Origin of the sequence: Paenibacillus sp. FSL H3-0302 (assembly GCF_037982245.1) — a bacterium.
GTDB lineage: Bacteria > Bacillota > Bacilli > Paenibacillales > Paenibacillaceae > Paenibacillus_AQ > Paenibacillus_AQ odorifer.
In genome coordinates this window covers 1510058-1528361 of sequence record NZ_CP150284.1, presented here as the reverse complement: position 1 = coordinate 1528361, position 18304 = coordinate 1510058, and the positions used below count along the sequence as shown (strand labels likewise).

General features: G+C 43.7%; 18 protein-coding genes, 1 tRNA gene and 1 pseudogene. 7 read left to right on the top strand and 13 right to left on the bottom strand.

The features are described 5' to 3' along the window. Window positions 1-23 precede the first annotated feature (23 nt). Window positions 24-491, top strand: coding sequence for an ASCH domain-containing protein (locus MHH50_RS06805; RefSeq protein ID WP_076125460.1), 468 nt, complete (start codon window positions 24-26; stop codon window positions 489-491). A 101-nt stretch (window positions 492-592) separates the two neighbouring features. Here the strand turns inward: MHH50_RS06805 and MHH50_RS06800 are convergent, their stop codons facing one another. From MHH50_RS06800 to MHH50_RS06785, 4 genes are all read right to left on the bottom strand, one after another. Then, on the bottom strand, window positions 593-745 hold the full coding sequence (locus MHH50_RS06800) for a hypothetical protein (protein ID WP_155288093.1): 153 nt from the start codon (window positions 743-745) through the stop codon (window positions 593-595). A gap of 202 nt (window positions 746-947) precedes the next feature. Beyond that, on the bottom strand, window positions 948-1565 hold the full coding sequence (locus MHH50_RS06795; protein WP_076309617.1) for an NUDIX hydrolase: 618 nt from the start codon (window positions 1563-1565) through the stop codon (window positions 948-950). A 33-nt stretch (window positions 1566-1598) separates the two neighbouring features. After that, window positions 1599-2552, bottom strand: coding sequence for an RNA methyltransferase (locus MHH50_RS06790; RefSeq protein ID WP_076125464.1), 954 nt, complete (start codon window positions 2550-2552; stop codon window positions 1599-1601). A gap of 42 nt (window positions 2553-2594) precedes the next feature. Beyond that, entirely contained in the window at window positions 2595-2990 is a 396-nt protein-coding gene (locus MHH50_RS06785; RefSeq protein WP_244886429.1) for a helix-turn-helix domain-containing protein, read from the bottom strand. Window positions 2991-3105: 115 nt separating this feature from the next. On the opposite strand from MHH50_RS06785, the gene MHH50_RS06780 reads away from it, so the two are divergent. Both MHH50_RS06780 and MHH50_RS06775 read left to right on the top strand, forming a co-directional pair. Continuing rightward, window positions 3106-3789: an SDR family NAD(P)-dependent oxidoreductase gene (locus MHH50_RS06780; RefSeq protein ID WP_076125466.1), complete on the top strand. Its 684-nt coding sequence runs from the start codon at window positions 3106-3108 to the stop codon at window positions 3787-3789. A gap of 158 nt (window positions 3790-3947) precedes the next feature. Further along, complete coding sequence (locus tag MHH50_RS06775; protein ID WP_036680069.1) at window positions 3948-5303, top strand: dipeptidase; 1356 nt, start codon at window positions 3948-3950, stop codon at window positions 5301-5303. A 316-nt stretch (window positions 5304-5619) separates the two neighbouring features. Here the strand turns inward: MHH50_RS06775 and MHH50_RS06770 are convergent. The 4 genes and pseudogenes from MHH50_RS06770 to MHH50_RS06755 form a co-directional block, all read right to left on the bottom strand. Next, window positions 5620-5883, bottom strand: a pseudogene (locus MHH50_RS06770) (cation diffusion facilitator family transporter); the annotation flags it as partial. 147 nt (window positions 5884-6030) lie between these two features. Continuing rightward, window positions 6031-6104, bottom strand: a tRNA-Gly gene (locus MHH50_RS06765). A gap of 64 nt (window positions 6105-6168) precedes the next feature. After that, complete coding sequence (locus MHH50_RS06760) at window positions 6169-8295, bottom strand: EAL domain-containing protein (protein ID WP_076192986.1); 2127 nt, start codon at window positions 8293-8295, stop codon at window positions 6169-6171. A 244-nt stretch (window positions 8296-8539) separates the two neighbouring features. After that, a complete protein-coding gene (locus tag MHH50_RS06755; RefSeq protein ID WP_170914180.1) occupies window positions 8540-9499 on the bottom strand; it encodes an aldolase catalytic domain-containing protein in 960 nt (319 codons plus the stop codon). A 238-nt stretch (window positions 9500-9737) separates the two neighbouring features. Here MHH50_RS06755 and MHH50_RS06750 point away from each other — a divergent pair, with 238 nt between their 5' ends. The 4 genes from MHH50_RS06750 to MHH50_RS06735 all read left to right on the top strand — a co-directional run bounded on the left by MHH50_RS06750 (window position 9738) and on the right by MHH50_RS06735 (window position 12463). Next, on the top strand, window positions 9738-9980 hold the full coding sequence (locus tag MHH50_RS06750) for a FeoA family protein (protein WP_076218517.1): 243 nt from the start codon (window positions 9738-9740) through the stop codon (window positions 9978-9980). Beyond that, the gene (feoB, locus tag MHH50_RS06745) at window positions 9977-11989 is read left to right on the top strand and encodes a ferrous iron transport protein B (protein WP_076306743.1); all 2013 of its coding nucleotides are present in this window, start codon (window positions 9977-9979) and stop codon (window positions 11987-11989) included. Before MHH50_RS06750 ends, feoB begins: the two co-directional genes overlap by 4 nt. A gap of 44 nt (window positions 11990-12033) precedes the next feature. Further along, a complete protein-coding gene (locus MHH50_RS06740; protein WP_038569228.1) occupies window positions 12034-12213 on the top strand; it encodes a FeoB-associated Cys-rich membrane protein in 180 nt (59 codons plus the stop codon). Between the two features lie 103 nt (window positions 12214-12316). Next, window positions 12317-12463, top strand: coding sequence for a hypothetical protein (locus MHH50_RS06735; protein ID WP_172628785.1), 147 nt, complete (start codon window positions 12317-12319; stop codon window positions 12461-12463). 98 nt (window positions 12464-12561) lie between these two features. On the opposite strand, the gene MHH50_RS06730 is transcribed toward MHH50_RS06735, so the two are convergent. From MHH50_RS06730 to leuB, 5 genes are all read right to left on the bottom strand, one after another. Further along, on the bottom strand, window positions 12562-14067 hold the full coding sequence (locus MHH50_RS06730; protein WP_139329924.1) for a leucyl aminopeptidase: 1506 nt from the start codon (window positions 14065-14067) through the stop codon (window positions 12562-12564). Window positions 14068-14174: 107 nt separating this feature from the next. Then, window positions 14175-15278, bottom strand: a complete 1104-nt coding sequence (locus MHH50_RS06725; protein WP_076125474.1) for an ATP-binding protein — start codon at window positions 15276-15278, stop codon at window positions 14175-14177. Between the two features lie 391 nt (window positions 15279-15669). Beyond that, window positions 15670-16077, bottom strand: coding sequence for a hypothetical protein (locus tag MHH50_RS06720; RefSeq protein ID WP_036680100.1), 408 nt, complete (start codon window positions 16075-16077; stop codon window positions 15670-15672). A 225-nt stretch (window positions 16078-16302) separates the two neighbouring features. Continuing rightward, window positions 16303-16842 carry a peroxiredoxin gene (locus MHH50_RS06715; RefSeq protein WP_036680102.1) on the bottom strand — a complete coding sequence of 180 codons (540 nt, stop codon included), beginning with the start codon at window positions 16840-16842 and terminating at the stop codon, window positions 16303-16305. A 181-nt stretch (window positions 16843-17023) separates the two neighbouring features. Further along, the gene (gene leuB / locus MHH50_RS06710; RefSeq protein ID WP_036680106.1) at window positions 17024-18106 is read right to left on the bottom strand and encodes a 3-isopropylmalate dehydrogenase; all 1083 of its coding nucleotides are present in this window, start codon (window positions 18104-18106) and stop codon (window positions 17024-17026) included. Between the last annotated feature and the right edge of the window lie 198 nt (window positions 18107-18304).

The following is an 18304-nucleotide window of genomic DNA, read 5'->3' as shown; positions in this document are numbered from 1 at the left end:
TTGATCTATAAGGAGATGAGCATATGAGCAACAAAGAGAAAATTAAGTTGTTATGGAAAGAATATACCCAGCTTCATCCACAAAAAGCGGATAAATATGACGCCTGGGCCTTTGGTGACAGTCCCCAGATGGCCGATAAACTGCTCGATCTGGTGATTCGTGGGATCAAGACAGGAACTGCTTCAAATTATGATATATTTGAAACTTGTGACGAGACGTTTCCGCAAGTTGGCGGGCACAGTATCGTGCTGGATGGTTCTGGTGATCCGCAGGCAATAATTATTACTACAGAGGTACAAATTATACCTTTTGATGAGGTTAGCGCTGAGTTTGCCTATACTGAAGGAGAGGGTGACCGGACGCTTAAGTCATGGCGTCATGATCATGAGCAGTTCTTCACCCGAGAATCCTTAAAATTCTTAAACAAACCCTTTGATCCAAAGATGAAAGTTGTTTGTGAGAATTTTAAAGTGGTATATACAAAAGGCTAAGATCTTCAGAAAACGCAAAAGGCTGTCTCTTCCACAAGGAAGGGACAGCCTTTTGTGTATACTATAAATTCAACAGAATTAGATCCTCATTAATTTATGGTTTAGTGCCAAAATCCCAAAATCCAGCCAATAACAGAGATCCATAACGGAATGCTGATTAAGATACCCCAAACCAGCCCAGTGGCAATATTGCCTTCTGCAGGACGCACCACATTTTCCTGTTTCAATGGAATGCTCAATTCTTCTTGTTCCATGCGATCCCCTCCTAAAATATCTTATCGTCACAGTAGAGGAAAAAATGTAGACCGCTCGACCCAAAAAATTAAAATTTTGAATTTTGGTAGATATAAAGGCTCAGCGGCCAAACCGTTGTAAGTGCTTACATATTAGATATTAACCAAATTTTGAATAATTAAAAACTTAAATTTGCGGAAGTCATACAGTATATGCAGATTCTTAGTCCAATATTACTACTTTTTCCGGATTTCGTAAATATTCAAACATCGTCCGAATCTGCGCCTCTGTATTCCGCTCTGTTGAGAGTTCAGGCAGCTTATCTTCTGCAAAAAAAGAAACTTCGCTTGTCTCTACCCCTTCCATTGCCTCTCCGCCCACGATGCGGCATAGAATAAAGAACTTGTACACGTGATAAGGCTCCGGTGGATGGTTATGAAATTTCTTATCTAGTACAGCCAGTAAGCGAACTGCTTCTGCCTCAAAACCCGATTCCTCTTTGATTTCTTTCACAACAACCTCACTCGGGGACAGTCCAATGTCTCCCCAGCCACCAGGAAGCGCCCAATTCCCGTCCAACTTCTCGCGAACAAGTAGAATTTTATCCTCCCGGAATACAACACCACGGACATCAACTTTTGGAGTAGCATAACCCCCTTCACCCGCAAAGGAGAGTCTAATTCTCTCCTTGCTTTCGAAGGTATAATTAGCGAGGATATCTACACTGAGCTCCCGCAAAGCTTGATACCGTTCTATATCATAAACATCCTTAGCATAAGTTAATCCAGTCTGTGCGATGGCCTGAATTTCTTTGGCCCACGTTAACCATTTCTGCTCCATTGCTGCACCCCTTTTTCGGTACCTTGATTAGGATTACTGGCAAAGCATTAAATGACGCGAGAAGGCTCCTTTTTTAGCTTCACAACGGTCTATGATTGTAAATCCAGCTTCAGTGATCATCTCGTCCATCGGTTCAATCGCAACGATAACCACCCGATCTGCAATCCGGCGCGCATTCACTAGAATCGCGAACTGCTCCTCAGGTGTAATACTAGAATATAGATTATATGGCATATCTACAATGGCTACATCGTAATGATCAGTGATATCCGCAATATCCCCAAGCGTTACCTCACTGGTGAATCCAAAATGGGCAATATTTGTTCTCGCACCGGTAGCAATCATAGGGTTAATATCACGTCCAACCATGTCGATTCCCATTGACAAGGCTTCTACCATTACAGTTCCAATACCACAGCAAGGATCTATAGCACGTATACCTTCAGGATTCGGAATAGCCATATTAACCGCGGCACGGGCAACACGTGTACTAAGCGCGATAGAATAGCTGCGTGGCTTCTTCATTTGGCGGAACCAAGTTGCCTTGTTTTTATGATAAGATCCGAAGTACCAGCGTCCACCCAGCGTAACAATGCCGTATACCAGCTCCGGATGGTTAACATCCGCTTCTCCTTCAATCCGCAACCCAATTTCCCGCTCGATCACTCTGCGCTCATCATACTCTATTTTGTCTGCAGGGCCCAGATCGTTGGTCTTCACAAAAATAACCTTAAACGTCTTGCCGCCAAGCTCCACCTGCTCCGTTTGATCATAAATCTCAGGCAGACTATCCCCTTCATACATTACATCTATCCGCTCTTTAATGAAGGGACTGCGGCTGACATCCACTTCAACCTCACTCTTAAAAAGAGCAGTCGGCACCTGCTCGCCAAAAAGACATCGCAGCTCCATCTGACACAGCGATAATTCGTCCTCTGAACAGGTGTAAGTATAAATAAATGTGTTGGTTCCACTTTCCGTATGCAATATAATCCATCCTCTATCCCAGTGAATTGTTCTGCTGTCTTGTTACTCCTGTGTATCGTGCTGGTGGTCATAATCTATACGCGCTTTGGCGATCTTCCCATTGTTTTTGTTGACCCAGTCCACAAGCGAGGTTAAAGGTCCCAACAATGATTCTCCTATGCTCGTCAGACCGTATTCCACAGTCAGTGGGACTGTAGGCGTCGCTTTACGCCAAACTAATCCATCCCGTTCCAAATGGCGCAGGGTCTGGGTCAGCATCCGTTGTGATATCCCTCCAGAGCGCCTTTGCAACTCTTTGAACCGCAAAGCTTCAGCACCTAAATTGACTATGATCAGTACACTCCATTTGTCTCCGACCCTGTCCAGAATCTGGCGGGTAATGGAGCAATCCTCCAGCATCGGCATGAACCGGGTGGGTTCTTCCTTTGAATGTTCCAACTGTGGTTACCTCCATGTAACTTAAGCATGTAATAGTGCCTTCTTGTCCCTCAAGCCTATTCAGCTTATCATGGTTACTGTTAGTAATCAACAACCGGAAAGGAACTAATAAATCATGAAAAAGACCATTGCCATCATGGGTGCTGGACCCGGCCTAGGACTCTCAATCGCCAAAAAATTCGGAGCCAACGGATTTCAAGTGGCATTAATCTCTCGAAATGAAGAGAAGCTGAACACCCTTGTTCAGGAACTGCAAGCACTAAATATCGAGGCTGCTGCTTTTCCTGCCGACGTATACAATAAAGAACAAGTAGCCACAGCCTTCGATAATATCAAGAAAAAATACGGCTTTATCGATGTGCTCGAATTCAGCCCGACAAGTGGAAATTACCCTCCTACTCCTGCTTCACAAGTAACCGAAGAAAATGCACAGGATGCCTTTCAGGCACTGGTTGTAGCCGCTATCCGCAGCGTAGCACAGGTATTGCCTGAGATGCTGGAGAAACGCAGCGGCGCACTGCTGTTCACAACCGGATTGTCCTCCGTCTATCCCATGCAGATGATGGGTAATGTTGGCATTGCGCTTAGCGGATTAAGAAACTACGCACTTAACCTGCATGCAGATTTGGCTCCACAAGGAATCTATGTAGGTCATTTAGCACTTGGTGTATTCATTAAACCCGGCACTGCTACAGATCCAGGACTCATCGCTGATGTTTGGTATGAGATGTATATGGACAAAAGCAAAGCTGAGGATACTTTTCCCCAAGGTGTGACACCGGCTACAATCATCTGGTGAGAGGTTTGCCCCATCGCTTTTGATCCATAGTGAGTTCTCCAGTATAATGGTTCCTATAGAATGCTAAACAAGACGGTCACGCATGGCCAATAAGCTTATGCCCAGGCGCTTACAAAGCCGGTTTTGCGCAGCAAAACTTAAGGAGGTACATACTCACTATGTCATACGAAACTTATTTTTCAACCCACCGGGATGAACATCTCGAAGAACTAAAACAATGGCTCAGAATTCCAAGTATTTCTGCCTTATCTGAACATAAGGACGATGTACTGAAGGCAGCCCATTGGCTGACAGACACCCTGAAAAAAGCCGGACTTGAGAACATTGAGTTGCATCCGACAGCGGGACATCCCGTTATATATGCCGATTATCTTCATGCTCCAGGCAAACCAACCATTCTCGTGTATGGTCACTACGATGTACAACCAGTAGACCCATTAAACCTATGGACCACACCTCCATTTGAACCAGAGATTCGTGATGGCAAGCTTTATGCACGCGGAGCAACAGATGACAAAGGACAAGTATTCGTTCACCTCAAAGCCATTGAGGCGATCCTGAAACAAGAAGGTACTCTTCCTGTGAATCTCAAGCTTTGCATCGAAGGTGAAGAAGAAATCGGCAGTGTGAATCTGCCTCCGTTCCTTGAAGCCAATAAAGAAAAGCTCGCTGCGGATGCGGTGTTAGTCTCCGATACATCCCTATTGGAACGCGGTCGTCCTGCCATCTGCACTGGGCTACGTGGACTAGCTTCCCTTGAAGTTGATGTAACTACCGCTTTGACAGACCTGCACTCCGGTTCTTACGGCGGCGGTGTTCCGAATGCACTGCATGCCCTAGTATCTTTACTAAGCTCGCTTCATGACGACAAAGGACGTGTATCTGTAGACGGATTCTATGATGGTGTTCCTGAACTTTCCCCAATGCTGCGGGAAGAATTCGTGAAGCAAGGTGTGAATGAAGATAAAATCCGCGAAGGTCTTGGATTGGAATCGTTATACGGGGAAGAAGGTTATTCCTTTGTAGAACGGATTGGCGCTCGTCCTACGCTTGAGCTTAACGGCGTATACGGCGGTTTCCAAGGGGAAGGCAGTAAGACGGTTATCCCTAAAGAAGCCCATGCGAAGATTACCTGCCGCCTAGTAGGCGATCAGGATCCACAGCATATCCTCGATGCCGTTGAAGCACATCTGAAGGCTAATATTCAGACCGGAGCGAAAGTGCATGTTAAGCAAATGGAGAAGGCACGTGCCTTTAACATCGATCCGTCGAATCCTATTCTGCAAACTGCAGCAGACGCATATGGCAAAGTATATGGAACCCGCGCCCTCTTCACCAAAGACGGCGGCTCCATTCCAATCATGGAGAGCTTCTCCCGTGTACTGGAAGCACCTGTCGTTCTGATGGGCTTTGGTCTCGATGATGAGAACCTGCATGCACCGGATGAGCATTTCAACCTGGAGAACTTCGACAAGGGATTACTCACCATTGTTGAGTTCCTAAAGACTGTATAAGATACCTACAAACAATTAAAGCCAGGTTCCCTAAATTGGGAGCCTGGCTTTTTAGTATGCGGCCAAACAAAAGAGGATCATTGCTTAGTCCATTTATAAAACCACCATACCATTGCTATCACCATTATTATTAAAAGAAAAATCAGGCTTTTAACTGAGCTACTTATTATTAAAGGTCTTAAATAAGCGATCATTATCCGTCCCCCATTTAGAATGAATATAAAAGAGATATAATCACCATATCACTTAATACAAAATATTGAAATAGCAGAGAATCTCTGTGCTTAATCACCATTATTAGCCTTCATGTAATATCTCCAGCTACAAAAATAAGCAACGTTTCAATCGTCCCTGAGATATTCTCCACTTTGCCATGACCATAAGGATGAGCTTTATCCGCAGAGCGACTCGACCATTGGACCGAGAAAAAAGCAATCAACGAAGCAACTAAATCTAAGGAGGAGTGGATCGCTTCCGAGATAATTGCTACTGAACCTGTAAGTACTCCGACCATAAGCTTTAAAGAAACGATAAATGTATTGCTAAGTACAGATAGGAACGCAATCTTTGCACCATTCAAAAGTTTCACAACCTTTTCTTAAAAGTACGCTATATTAAAGTTTTTCCATTAGGCAAATAGCATAAACAAAAAAATCCCACCAACCATTAATAGGCTGATGGGATATAAAAAAACCCTTGCATCGCAAGGATTTGGAAGTTTGAATTATGGAGCGGGTGATGGGAATCGAACCCACGCTATCAGCTTGGAAGGCTGAAGTTCTACCATTGAACTACACCCGCACTAGAAAGTGAATACAAGAGTTATTGTATCATCTCTACAAGTAAAAATCAACATTTTTTTAGTTTACAGTGAAGCGCCGAGGGGTGCCTTTTTTAAAAATATCGCCTCAAACTCTGCTGGTTGAATAGGTTTGCTGAACAGAAATCCTTGAGCTTCATGACAATGCTGTTCACGCAAAAACTGCAGCTGCTCCTTGTTCTCAACACCCTCAGCCGTAACCTTCAGCTTCAAATGATGCGCCATAGAAGTGATTGTAGAGACTATAGCAGCATTGTTGCTGTCCTCCATAACCTCTGATACGAACGACCTGTCTATTTTCAATCTGTCGATCGGCATGTTCTTTAGATAATGCAGGGAGCTGTAGCCTGTACCAAAATCATCAATACTGATGAAGACACCAAGCTCTTTCAGACGCTTCAGCTGATCAAAGGCTGTTTCTTTATCCAAGGTCATACTCTCAGTAATCTCAAGGTCGACATAACACGGATCTAATCCAATGTCGGTTAAGATGGTATGAATCCTCCCTGCTAGATTAGGCTGAAGGAATTGCCGCATAGATAGGTTGATGGAGACGCAAATCGGCACATAGCCGGCCAGCTGCCATTTTTTATTCTGCAGACAAGCTGTTTTGAGTACCCATTCCCCAATCGGAACAATAAGTCCACTCTCCTCAGCTAACGGGATAAATTCCGCAGGAGAGACCAGACCACGTTTCGGATGATTCCAGCGGAGCAGTGCTTCCATTCCTACGATCTCTTCCGTCTCCAACAAAACCTTTGGCTGATACACCAGAAAGAATTCATTGCGTTCAAGCGCTCTGCGGAGGTCATTTTCCAGCTTTAAACGTTCCTTTGCTTTCATCTGCATAGCTGGGATATACCGGCGAATCTCCACTCCCTGTTCCTTGGCATTATGTACAGCCGTATCAGCATTCTGAATCAGATGTTCCGCAGTTTCACCGTCACCGGGATAAATACTTAACCCCATACTAAGCGAAATATGGTACTCCCCCGACTCTAAGGCAATAGGTACCTCAAACAATCGATGCAGCTCCGTAGCTCGTACCAAACATTCTCCAAGACTTGCTCTCTCCATCATAAGAAAAGCGAACTCATCCGCCCCCATACTATAAAGCTCTTCAGTAGATTTGGCCTCATTCACAAGCCGCTCAGAAACTAGCTTCAATAAATGGTCTCCGGCAAAATGGCCCAGGGAGTCATTAATATTCTTGAAATGATTAATATTCATAATAGCTAACGCTGAGAATTTATCGCTCGTTTTCTTCTCTCCAGCAATAATCATCTCTTCTACACGCTGCGTCAGACGACGTCTATTGGGAAGTCCCGTTAAATCATCATGATAGGCTAAATAATTGATCCGCTCCTCAGCCAACTGCTTTTCGTAAAAAGGTTCTTCAATCGTCAGACGATATACTCCAGTAAGCAGCAAGTAGTAAGCAACTCCGCTACACACCATTCCAAAAAGATCATCTATATTGCCACTACTGAATGGACTCATAAAAAAGGCTTGGCCCAAAGAGAAAAAGATAAGTGCTCGAATAATAATAAGCAGTGAGGCTGACTTTTCACTTTTTTCAGGAAATACAATAACTGCAACACCTGCCAAGTAAACAAAAAGAACTGCTAAATCAGCAATCTGCTTCAATGGATTCATCCAAGGCTTAGTTAATAACTGAGGCAATGCCGAGTGGCTGAAAATAAACAAAACAATGGAAAGCACAATCAACATGAAGGCTATTCTAAACAATTTTCTTTTTTCAGAGACAGACACGGGCTTATCTTCCCTGCTAAAAATAAACAACATTCCTAAACCGCTGATTAGTCGTGAGAGGGTTCGCAGCCACAACGATTCTTCAAAAGTTATGAATGATGAAATCAACGGGACGCCGACAAAACCCAGTGTATGCAAGAAATCAATAATACATATTCCACCAAAAAGAGCAGCGGCATATAATCTTCCTTTAGATAATCTGCTAGAGAAGAATAACCAGCCCTGTGCAAATATTGCAAATCCAAAAGCAACATTACAGCAGCCGACAATGAGATAGAGAGAAGAAATAATATCCCAATCGTCCAATCGGTTAAGCGATGTATGGAAAATTTGAATTAAAAGGAACAGCAAGGCGCCTACAGCAGCTGCTTGAATTGTCTTTTTCTCTTCTTGTCTCATAAGTCCCTCGCGTCTGAAAATAATATCTATTAATTAACATTCAAGTATAGTTATGTCCTATGTATAAATATCGGCGGGATAGGACTTTTAAGTTACATTTCTTTTATGGGCATTCAAATGGAAGGCGCGTTTATAAGTTATATATTCATAAATCTTGCATAAATATAAACCATTTTCTGCTAGCAGGCAACCAAAAAAGCACTTCCCCCTACGAAAGGGTTCAGTGCTTCTAAGAAACTCAAGTTTATTTGTCACCGAAGGTTACTTCTGGTGTTGTAAGCTTATCAAAAAAATCAACGGATTTATCCTTGTCTGCAGATGCACGAAGTGCCATTGCTGAACGTGGATGCTCATCAAGTGTACCTGTGATCATATAAGGAATGATATAGCCCCACTCCTCTTTCTCACGCAAAGGAATCATCAGGCGTTCAATAATATCAAGCACAGGGCGCAAGGAGTAACGTGTATTCTTCAAATGAGTTACTAACAGCTCTGTAGGGCAATTTCCTGCAGCTCGTCCCATTCCATAACAAGAAGCATCCAGTAACTCTACACCATTCTCAGCAGCAATCAACGTGTTGGAGAACGCCAACTGAAGATTATTGTGAGTATGTACGCCTAGACGTTTGTTTGGCAGATGTGTCTTGAACTTCTCAACCAGATAATTCATGTCATTGTGATCCAAGCTGCCGTATGAATCTACAATATATACCACATCAACAACGCTCTCACGGATCATTTCAAAAGCTTCCAACAATTCATTCTCCATAACATTAGACAAAGCCATAATGTTGATCGTTGTCTCATAGCCTAGATCATGGAAAGTTTGTACCAATTGCAGGGCTTTCTCTACATCTTTGCTGTAGCATGCCACACGAATCAAATCCAGCATACTTTCGCTGCGGGGCAAAATATCATTCTCATCCACGCGGCCGATATCAACCAAAGCAGATAGCTTGGTGTGACCTTTTTGCGGAATCACTTTACGCAGGAAATCATCGTCCAGAAAACGCCATGGTCCGGCACCCTCTGCTCCTTTGAGCAATTTTGGTGAATTTTTATAACCGATTTCCATATAATCAACACCAGCTTCATTCAAGCCGGCATATAAGTTTTGTACAAATTCCACACTAAAATCCCAGTTGTTCACTAGGCCCCCATCTCGGATGGTGCAGTCAACAATCTTACATTGATTAGTCTTCATAATTATCTCCCTTCAACTATTGCAATCATTATAACCGCGAATATAGCTTTACTATGCAATTTATATCGTATAATCATACTTTAATGAAGAATAAAATGTAAAGGAATTTCATCTTCTTCTCTTTAATGCTATTACCACATCGTGTCAGCGACAATGATCACAGTAAATAAGCCCTAAAAATGCTACATTACAAGAAAATCATTGAGATTGATTATCAGTCTCTTTTGGAGGGATAAAAATGGCTTCTACCTCTTGCTCATTACTGCGACTACAACCGGGTTCGACTGGATGTATTCATAAAATAGAAGGAATCAATCCCATCCTGCGTCGTCGTCTGGCTGATCTTGGAGTGTCCGAGGGTGTAAGCATTCGCCTGAAAGGAAAAGGACCTTTTTTAGGACCTATTACCTTGGAATGCAATGGACAACTGTTCGCCATCCGCCGGAAGGAAGCTTCATTGATTGAGGTGAACGTGTCTTGAGTTCAATAGCACTTGTAGGTAACCCCAATACAGGTAAAACCTCTCTCTTCAATACATTGACCTCCTCATACGAATATGTTGGTAACTGGTCTGGGGTAACGGTAGAAAAGAAGATCGGCAGCCTGAAGAACGGCGCTGGCAAGCTCATTGATTTGCCGGGCATTTATTCCTTGCACCCACTCTCACGTGATGAGGGAGTTGCTGCCCAGTATTTAATAGAAGAATCTCCTGAAGCCTTAATTAATATCGTGGATGCTTCACAGCTGGAACGAAATCTGCTGCTCACGCTTCAATTACTTGAGTATGGCAAACCTACCTTACTCGGACTGAATATGATTGACGTCGCCAATGCACGTGGAATTCGCATCAATCATGAAGTCTTACAATCACGACTGGGTATAACTGTCCTCCCGCTTGTTGCAAGAACGGGAAAAGGCTGCGCACAAGTCCTCAGTATTTTAGAGAAATCCTCTGCGATTCCCGCTGTAAAGTTCAAGTTAAACTACGGTGAGATTGTAGAGCATGCGATATCTTCTATAGAAAAGGAATTACTTCCTATCAAGAACTTACCCAATCACCGCTGGATTGCTCTACAGCTTATGGAGCAGAATCCGGTTATTCTTCATTTTCTAAAGACACGTATGGAAACCACCCGCCTGCTAAACATCTGTGAATCCTGTCAGAGTGAGCTACAGATCAAAAAGCTGGCCCTGACGCTCCCCCAATGGATTCGCTCACAGCGGATGGATTATATCCACTCCATTTGTGAGGTTGTACTTGATACAACAACACAGAAGCCTCATAACTTAACAGAAAGATTAGATTCCATATTGACGCATCGTTTTCTAGGACTGCCCTTATTTATCTTCTTTATGTATGCTCTCTTTAAGACCACATTTGACTGGGTTGGCGGACCTTTATCAGATCTCCTCGATGGCCTGATCTCCGGACCGATTAGTGATGGAGCCAATTCCCTGCTACAGACGCTTGGAGCATCCAGCTTCACGCATGCCCTGATCGTCGATGGATTAATTAGCGGTGTAGGGGGCGTCCTCGTCTTTGTCCCGCAAATCTTCATTCTCTTCCTGATCATTTCCTTCTTGGAGGATTCAGGATACATGGCTCGGGTTTGCTTATTAATGGACAGCACGATGGAACGTATGGGACTAAACGGAAAAGCATTTATTCCATTCATCATTGGCTTTGGCTGCAATGTACCTGCCATAATGGCGGCGCGCAGCATCGAACAGCCCAAAGACCGAATGCTGACCACCTTGCTAATGCCGCTGATGTCCTGTTCTGCGAGACTGCCTGTTTACGCTTTATTCGCAGCTGTGTTTTTTCCGGCGCAAGAGGCCGTAGCAGTTCTGTCCATGTATGTGATGGGTATTGTGTTTGCGCTGATTCTTTGTAAGGTATTCTCTAAATATTTATTCAAAAATGAATCCTCAGTTTTCATGATCGAGCTTCCACCTTATCGTATGCCGCAGATCAAGACCTTATCGCGCAGCACTTGGGAAAAGGGCAAAGGTTTCCTGCGAAAAGCTGGAACTATTATTCTTGCAGGCTCAGCAATTATTTGGTTTATGTCTTATGCCGGTCCTGGCGGGTTTGATGTGGACATGGATCACAGCTTCCTGGCTAAGTTTGGAGGTATGATCGCACCGCTACTGGCACCGCTTGGTTTCGGAACATGGCAGGCTGGCTCTACATTGGTTCCGGGCTTTTTGGCAAAAGAGGTCGTAGTCTCTACCATGAATATCATCTATCACGCACCAGATGCTGCTGGTTTAGAAAATCAAATTTCTCAAGTCTTCACACCATTGAGTTCGATCAGCTTTATGGCCTTTATCCTGCTATATATTCCTTGTTTGGCTACTGTAGGGGTAATCAAAAAAGAAACAGCGTCTTGGAAATGGACCTTCTTCTCCATGGGCTATTCTCTCGTTCTGGCGTATATCGTATCTTTAATTATTTTTCAAGGCGGACGGTTATTAGGATGGTCGTAGACTTGTAAATTATAAGATTCTCATGATGAAAGTGGGGTACCATTATGATAAATGTTGTGATTGTCGCCTTAATTTTCGGTTATTCTGGCTGGACCATCTATCGACATGTGCAAAAGGGGAAGCAGGGCGCTTGTGCAGGCTGTGATAAAGGAAAAAGCTGCTCGGCAGCATCGATGGATTCCCCTCTTTCTTGTTGTTCAACACCGGTTAACAACAAGAAGTAAGCTTGTAAAACGAGCAATAAATAGAGATTTATCGTTTAGCCTCCTTAACTAACGGGTATGTTTGTTATAAGCAACTACAGACAATACCAAGGAGGTAATTCCTATGAATACCAAAAAGACATTATTTACAACAGTCGCATTGGGAGCAGTATATTTACTGAAGAATAAGGGAACTCGCGATAAAATTATGAACGGCATTCAATCCTACACTTCCCAATCGAAGGCCAAAAAATCCAGTGGTACTGTTTAAGCTTCTGCTCTTGGATTTCAATAAAGGGGTGTTCTCTAAACCAGAGTCTGGTTTAGGGAACACCCCTTGTTGTTTAGAACGGACAGCTCCCCGGATGTTTAGATCTCGCTTTCGCTCAGCAGCCACTGAATGATAGAACGAACCATGACACCTGTTGCTCCCTTAGGATTAACTCCACGTTCTTTAGATACATATGCAGTGCCAGCAATATCTAGATGAATCCATGGCAAGCCCTCAGCAAACTCACCTACAAATAATCCGCCTGTAGTAGCTCCACCATATCTTCCAGCAGTGTTACGGATATCGGCAACCTCGCTCTTTAGCATTTCACGAAATTCCGGGTATGCCGGAAGCTGCCAGACCTTTTCCCCTGAATAGCTTGAAGCGGTCAGAAATCGCTCCAGAAACGCTTCATCATTAGTCACAGCACCTGTTGCTATATCTCCCAAAGTGGACAACACAGCGCCTGTCAGCGTAGCTACATCGATAATACGTTTCGCTCCCCATTCCCGAGCATAAGTCAGCGCATCTCCTAGGACAATTCTGCCTTCAGCGTCGGTATTCAACACTTCTATCGTTCGTCCACTCATGGAGGTAATAACATCTCCAGGCTTAAAAGCATTGGCCGATGGCATATTCTCCGCAGAAGGAATAACCATAACGACATTAATTCGTGGACGTAAGCGGCCAAGCGCCTCCATTACTCCGAGTACAGCCGCTGCCCCTCCCATATCACTAATCAGCTCTTCCATACCTGGTGCTCTTTTTAAGGAGATCCCGCCGGTGTCAAAGGTAACTCCCTTCCCTACAAGCCCCACTACATTATCCCAATTCCCTGTCCCCTGATAACGGATGACGATCATTCGTGGAGGGTTTACACTTCCTTTTCCGACGGCGAGTAATCCGCCCATTCCTTTTTGCTCAATTTCCCGTTCGTCCAGCACCTCAGAAGGAAAGCCATATCGCTCAGCAATCTCTATAGCGGCCACAGCAAGGTCTGAGGGGGTCAATAGATTACCAGGCATGTTGGTCAAGCTCCGCGCCAAATTCGTGGCCTCACCGAAAGCTAGCCCCTTCTGAATGCCTTGAGTCCAATCCCGCCCGGCAGTACCCTCTAATTTCTCTTTTATAGTGAAAACAACTGCTGTTGGGCCTGTATAAAAAGACTGCACCTGCTTATAGGTAGCCCGACGATAGGAACCAAGCATTAGCCCCTCCGTCAGCGCATAAGCAATAGAAGTCACATCCTTCTCTACGGTAAGCTCCTGTAATTTGTCCGGCACTTCAAATATCAGCTTGAGCGCCTTCAAACGAAGTGCTGCACGAACTGTCTGAGCCCCCATTTGCCTTAGATCCTCAGTCGTGAGAAGTTGGTCCCCCCTGCCAACCAAAATAACAACAGGACAACCAGATGAATTCTCAGCAGGTAGTACATAAGTCTGATTAAGCTTGCCTTTAAATAAACCTGCCTTTCCCAATAGGCGAATTCTGTCATCCCAGCCCTCGGAAAAGCCTCCATTTTCGACCTCAGACTCAGAAATAATAAGGATAAGGGCATCACCCTGCACATTGTTGGCAACACCACTGTTGTAATCTATATTCATTGTGATTCCCTCCATTTGTTTCCCAAAACCAACACCCATTGTAACATAAGCAAAGGCTGATCTCCGCATCTGTATTATCCGCAGGGATCAGCCTCTTATTACTTATTCTAATGGATTAATGGCAAAGAGATCACAAAATGAGTACCCTCGTTGACTCTGCTGCTAACAGAAATGCATCCGCCATGATTTTTGATGATGCGGTCACTTACGGAAAGACCCAATCCTGTACCATTCTCTTTGGTAGTAAAGAAAGGATTAAATAACCTGTCCAGTGTACGAATATCCATTCCTTTACCGTTGTCAGATATGAAAATACGGACCTCAGAGCCTTCTCTGCGGGCACCAACCTCGATTTTCCCCATCGAATCATCTTCTCGATCCGCTACAGCCTCCATTGCATTTCTAATCATATTAAGCACGACTTGCTTCATCTGTTTGACATCGCCAGAAATCACCATGTCCTCTTGAAGAGGATGAAGATTGATCTGGCAGCCTTTCATTAAAGCTTCGCTCTCTGTAAGGAGAACAACCTCCTTAAGCAATGCGGACACGGGTATCATCCCCACCTGCGGAACTGACGGCTTAGAGGAGGATAGAAATTCATGAATAATATCGTTCGCACGATCGATCTCGGCCAATATAATCTTGGCATATTCCTCTTTCCCCAGTTGATGCAAGTATGGATGAAGCAGTTGAATAAATCCCCGGATCGCGGTCAACGGATTCCGGATTTCATGGGCAATAGATGCGGATAATTTGCCTAGCATAGCCAAGCTATCGTTCTGGTAAGCCGTTTGTTCGATTAACTTATAATCCGAGATTTCCTTGACAGTGAACAAATAACAGCCTTTCATTTGCTCTCCGCAGCATAAAGTAACCTTCCAGTAACGGCCATACTCGTCTAGAAACTCATAATTTGATTTTCCTTTGTATACCATCTCTCTGTAGCTCTGCAGTACTTGTTTTTTCTTGGAACGGCTCAGTCGAATATTAGACAGCAGATGGGAAAATGTGCAGCCCACAAGAGAGTGACGGGTAAGCTCAAGCATCCCGTACATTTGCTTATTTACAAAACTTATAACTCCCTCTTCATCAAAAAGCATGATTCCGCTGTCAATATTCTCTAGAACATCCTCGTATGTAGTATCCACAGGTCCAGTTTGATAGGTTCTTCCCGGTAATAGAAGACTTTCTTGATATTGGCTAATCACGATACGAAGTTCCCCCTTTTACTGCATTTGACGAAGACGCTTAAGCGACATCAAATTACTATGTATTTGAGTGTATGACGAAGCCGCCAGAACATTCGGTAATCGTTGCACTTTTTCCAACCGGTTCAATTATATTCCAATCATATCCAAGAGAACTAGACAACGCAATCGGAGAAACTGTCGAATGGTAAAAAAATTCATAAAATGATTCCAAAGACATATGAAACATCACATCAAATTATATTTATCGCTATTTATTCGCCTAAATGATTTAAAACAATCTAAAAAGGATCACGAAAAGCTAAAAAGGATTATAAAAAGCTAAAAAGCCCCCGCGATTGCGGAGGCTTACATGGAAAAATGGGGCATGCCCAAAAAATTAGTAATAAACTTATGCCTTTTGTTGCAGGCGTAGACGGCGCTGACTCATCACAGCTAACCTTTTTTTCAATTCCCGTTCCCACTTGGTATCCTCAATCTGTTTGGCTACAGCTAGCAGGTCAAGCGCCATATCGATTTGATTGCGTACAACGGCTAGAGGATCTTCACTCTCGACGTTAATGACGTTCTCGAATATTGCAGTTTCGTCTTCCATGACATAGTCCTGAAAGTCCACGTCGGTAACACCATCTCCATGTGCATATTCCGCTAAGATCTCATATTCATTCTCGACCTTGTAGTGAACCTCCACACGATGACATACCGGACAAAAAAGCAGGGGAACATTATGGACTTGCGTGCGATAATGTTTTAGGGTCCCCTTTGTTCCTACCATACTCGCTCCACAGCAAAAGCTCATATTTGTTCGCCCTCCTTAGAAATAACCCTTTGATTGTTTATTATTGTATTACATTACCCCAATGGAGATTCCTCCACTCGAGGACATAATATAACTTTTCGCGCCTATTTTCAAATCTATTTAGATATACAAGATCTTTTGGAGCAAAAAACCCCCTTACAGAAAATTTTCTGCAAGGAGGTAGAAATCAGAATATCAAGGATCACTATGATAACGGTCTAAAATTTACAGATTCTTATCTCCCGGCTTCCAGTTCATTGGGCATAAACCACCAGATTGCAAGGCTTGCAGAACACGAAGTGTTTCTTCCACGCTGCGGCCTACATCATTGTGGTTAACGACTTGATATTTCAATTCGCCTTCAGGATCGATTATGAACAAACCACGCAATGCGATACCTTCTTCTTCAATCAGAATGCCATAGTCTTTAGAGACTTGTTTCGTAATATCAGCTGCAAGCGGGAAATTCAAACGACCCAGGCCATTAGAATCCTTAGGGGTATTGATCCAAGCTTTGTGGCTGTGGATCGAATCGATGCTTGCGCCGAGAATCGCTGTATCAAGTGCTTCAAACTGTGCTGCTGCGTCACTGAGAGCTGTGATTTCAGTTGGACATACAAATGTGAAATCAAGCGGATAGAAGAAGAATACAAGCCATTTGCCACGATAATCAGACAAGCTTACTTTACCAAAATCCTTACCATCACCTGATACGGTTTCCATAGTAAAATCGGGAGCCGGTCTACCTACTAAACGTTCCGCCATTGCTAGAATCCTCCCTCTGATTATGTAAGAAAAAGTACCATTTGTATCTCTCAATATACTGAAATATATTGAAATTTGCAGAAATCGATAATATCTTGTCTACTAAACAAATGGTATCATCGCACAAAATCAAAGTCAAGATTAGATCAATTATTTATTTATAATTATTATAAATAGAAGATTAGGCTTTGCGGATTGCTGCAACAATCAGGTCGCCCATTTCAGTTGTACTGATCGCTTTGCTCTTATCCACGGCGATATCACTTGTACGGTGTCCTGCATCCAATACTGCAGCAACTGCAGCTTCGATTGCAGCAGCAGCATCCTCATAACCAAAGGTTAAGCGGAACATAAGGGCCAGCGACAAGATTGTTGCGATCGGGTTCGCAAGCCCTTGTCCGGCAATATCAGGAGCAGAGCCGTGAACGGGCTCGTAGAGACCATAGTTGCCGTCACCCATCGAAGCCGAAGCAAGCATACCGATAGAACCTGTCAGCATAGCAGCCTCGTCGCTCAGGATATCACCAAACATGTTCTCAGTAACGATAACGTCAAAGCTAGATGGACGGCGCAGCAGCTGCATTGCGCAGTTATCAACCAGTACATGCTCTACCTCTACCTCCGGATATTCTGGAGCGATCTTATTCACAACCTCACGCCACAAACGTGAAGTTTCAAGTACATTCGCTTTATCAACACTCGCCAGTTTATTGCGGCGCTTGCCGGCAATTTCAAAAGCTTGGCGGACAATTCGTTCTACTTCCATTACGTTATATACACAGGTATCCACAGCTTCTTCACCATGTTCTCCTTGACGGCGCAATTTATCTCCGAAATAAATCCCGCCAGTCAGTTCGCGAACTACCATAAGATCTGTGCCTTCCAGGACTTCAGGCTTCAAAGTCGAAGCATCCTTAAGACAGTCAAATACGACAGCTGGACGCAGGTTGGAGAACAACCCCAGTGCTTTGCGAATTCCGAGCAGTCCGGTTTCAGGACGAAGCTCCTTTGGATTATTATCCCATTTCGGTCCACCAACAGCACCCAATAACACAGCATCTGCGCTACGACAGATTTCAAGTGTATCTTCCGGCAGCGGAGTGCCCTTCTCGTCTATAGCGATACCGCCAAATAATGCATGCTCTGTTTCAAAGGCATAACCGAATACTTCTTCTGTTACTTTCAATACTTTTTCCGCTTCTGCTACAACTTCTGGTCCAATACCGTCCCCTGCGATAACGGCGATTTTTTTAACTTCACTCATCTCAGTCACTCCTCAAGTTTTCTGCTCTAACAGACATAGTTCTTCTTTATATTGTTGTATCATACCCAGTCGTAAAGGACAAAGATATAGATTCTATTGAACTGATAGGTATAGCCTATAAACAGTGAGAATCAGAACACCACCGTAAATGCTGAGCATATTTGCTCTTAGTTCTGAAGATGTTTACAATTAATATGA

Bases quoted from the DNA above. Each gene is read 5' to 3' on its own strand.
- MHH50_RS06805 (WP_076125460.1), top strand. From the start codon at position 24: ATGAGCAACAAAGAGAAAATTAAGTTGTTATGGAAAGAATATACCCAG.
- MHH50_RS06800 (WP_155288093.1), bottom strand. From the start codon at position 745: ATGGAACAAGAAGAATTGAGCATTCCATTGAAACAGGAAAATGTGGTG.
- MHH50_RS06795 (WP_076309617.1), bottom strand. From the start codon at position 1,565: ATGGAGCAGAAATGGTTAACGTGGGCCAAAGAAATTCAGGCCATCGCA.
- MHH50_RS06780 (WP_076125466.1), top strand. From the start codon at position 3,106: ATGAAAAAGACCATTGCCATCATGGGTGCTGGACCCGGCCTAGGACTC.
- MHH50_RS06775 (WP_036680069.1), top strand. From the start codon at position 3,948: ATGTCATACGAAACTTATTTTTCAACCCACCGGGATGAACATCTCGAA.
- MHH50_RS06760 (WP_076192986.1), bottom strand. From the start codon at position 8,295: ATGAGACAAGAAGAGAAAAAGACAATTCAAGCAGCTGCTGTAGGCGCC.
- MHH50_RS06755 (WP_170914180.1), bottom strand. From the start codon at position 9,499: ATGAAGACTAATCAATGTAAGATTGTTGACTGCACCATCCGAGATGGG.
- MHH50_RS06750 (WP_076218517.1), top strand. From the start codon at position 9,738: ATGGCTTCTACCTCTTGCTCATTACTGCGACTACAACCGGGTTCGACT.
- MHH50_RS06740 (WP_038569228.1), top strand. From the start codon at position 12,034: ATGATAAATGTTGTGATTGTCGCCTTAATTTTCGGTTATTCTGGCTGG.
- MHH50_RS06735 (WP_172628785.1), top strand. From the start codon at position 12,317: ATGAATACCAAAAAGACATTATTTACAACAGTCGCATTGGGAGCAGTA.
- MHH50_RS06730 (WP_139329924.1), bottom strand. From the start codon at position 14,067: ATGAATATAGATTACAACAGTGGTGTTGCCAACAATGTGCAGGGTGAT.
- MHH50_RS06720 (WP_036680100.1), bottom strand. From the start codon at position 16,077: ATGAGCTTTTGCTGTGGAGCGAGTATGGTAGGAACAAAGGGGACCCTA.
- MHH50_RS06715 (WP_036680102.1), bottom strand. From the start codon at position 16,842: ATGGCGGAACGTTTAGTAGGTAGACCGGCTCCCGATTTTACTATGGAA.
- leuB (WP_036680106.1), bottom strand. From the start codon at position 18,106: ATGAGTGAAGTTAAAAAAATCGCCGTTATCGCAGGGGACGGTATTGGA.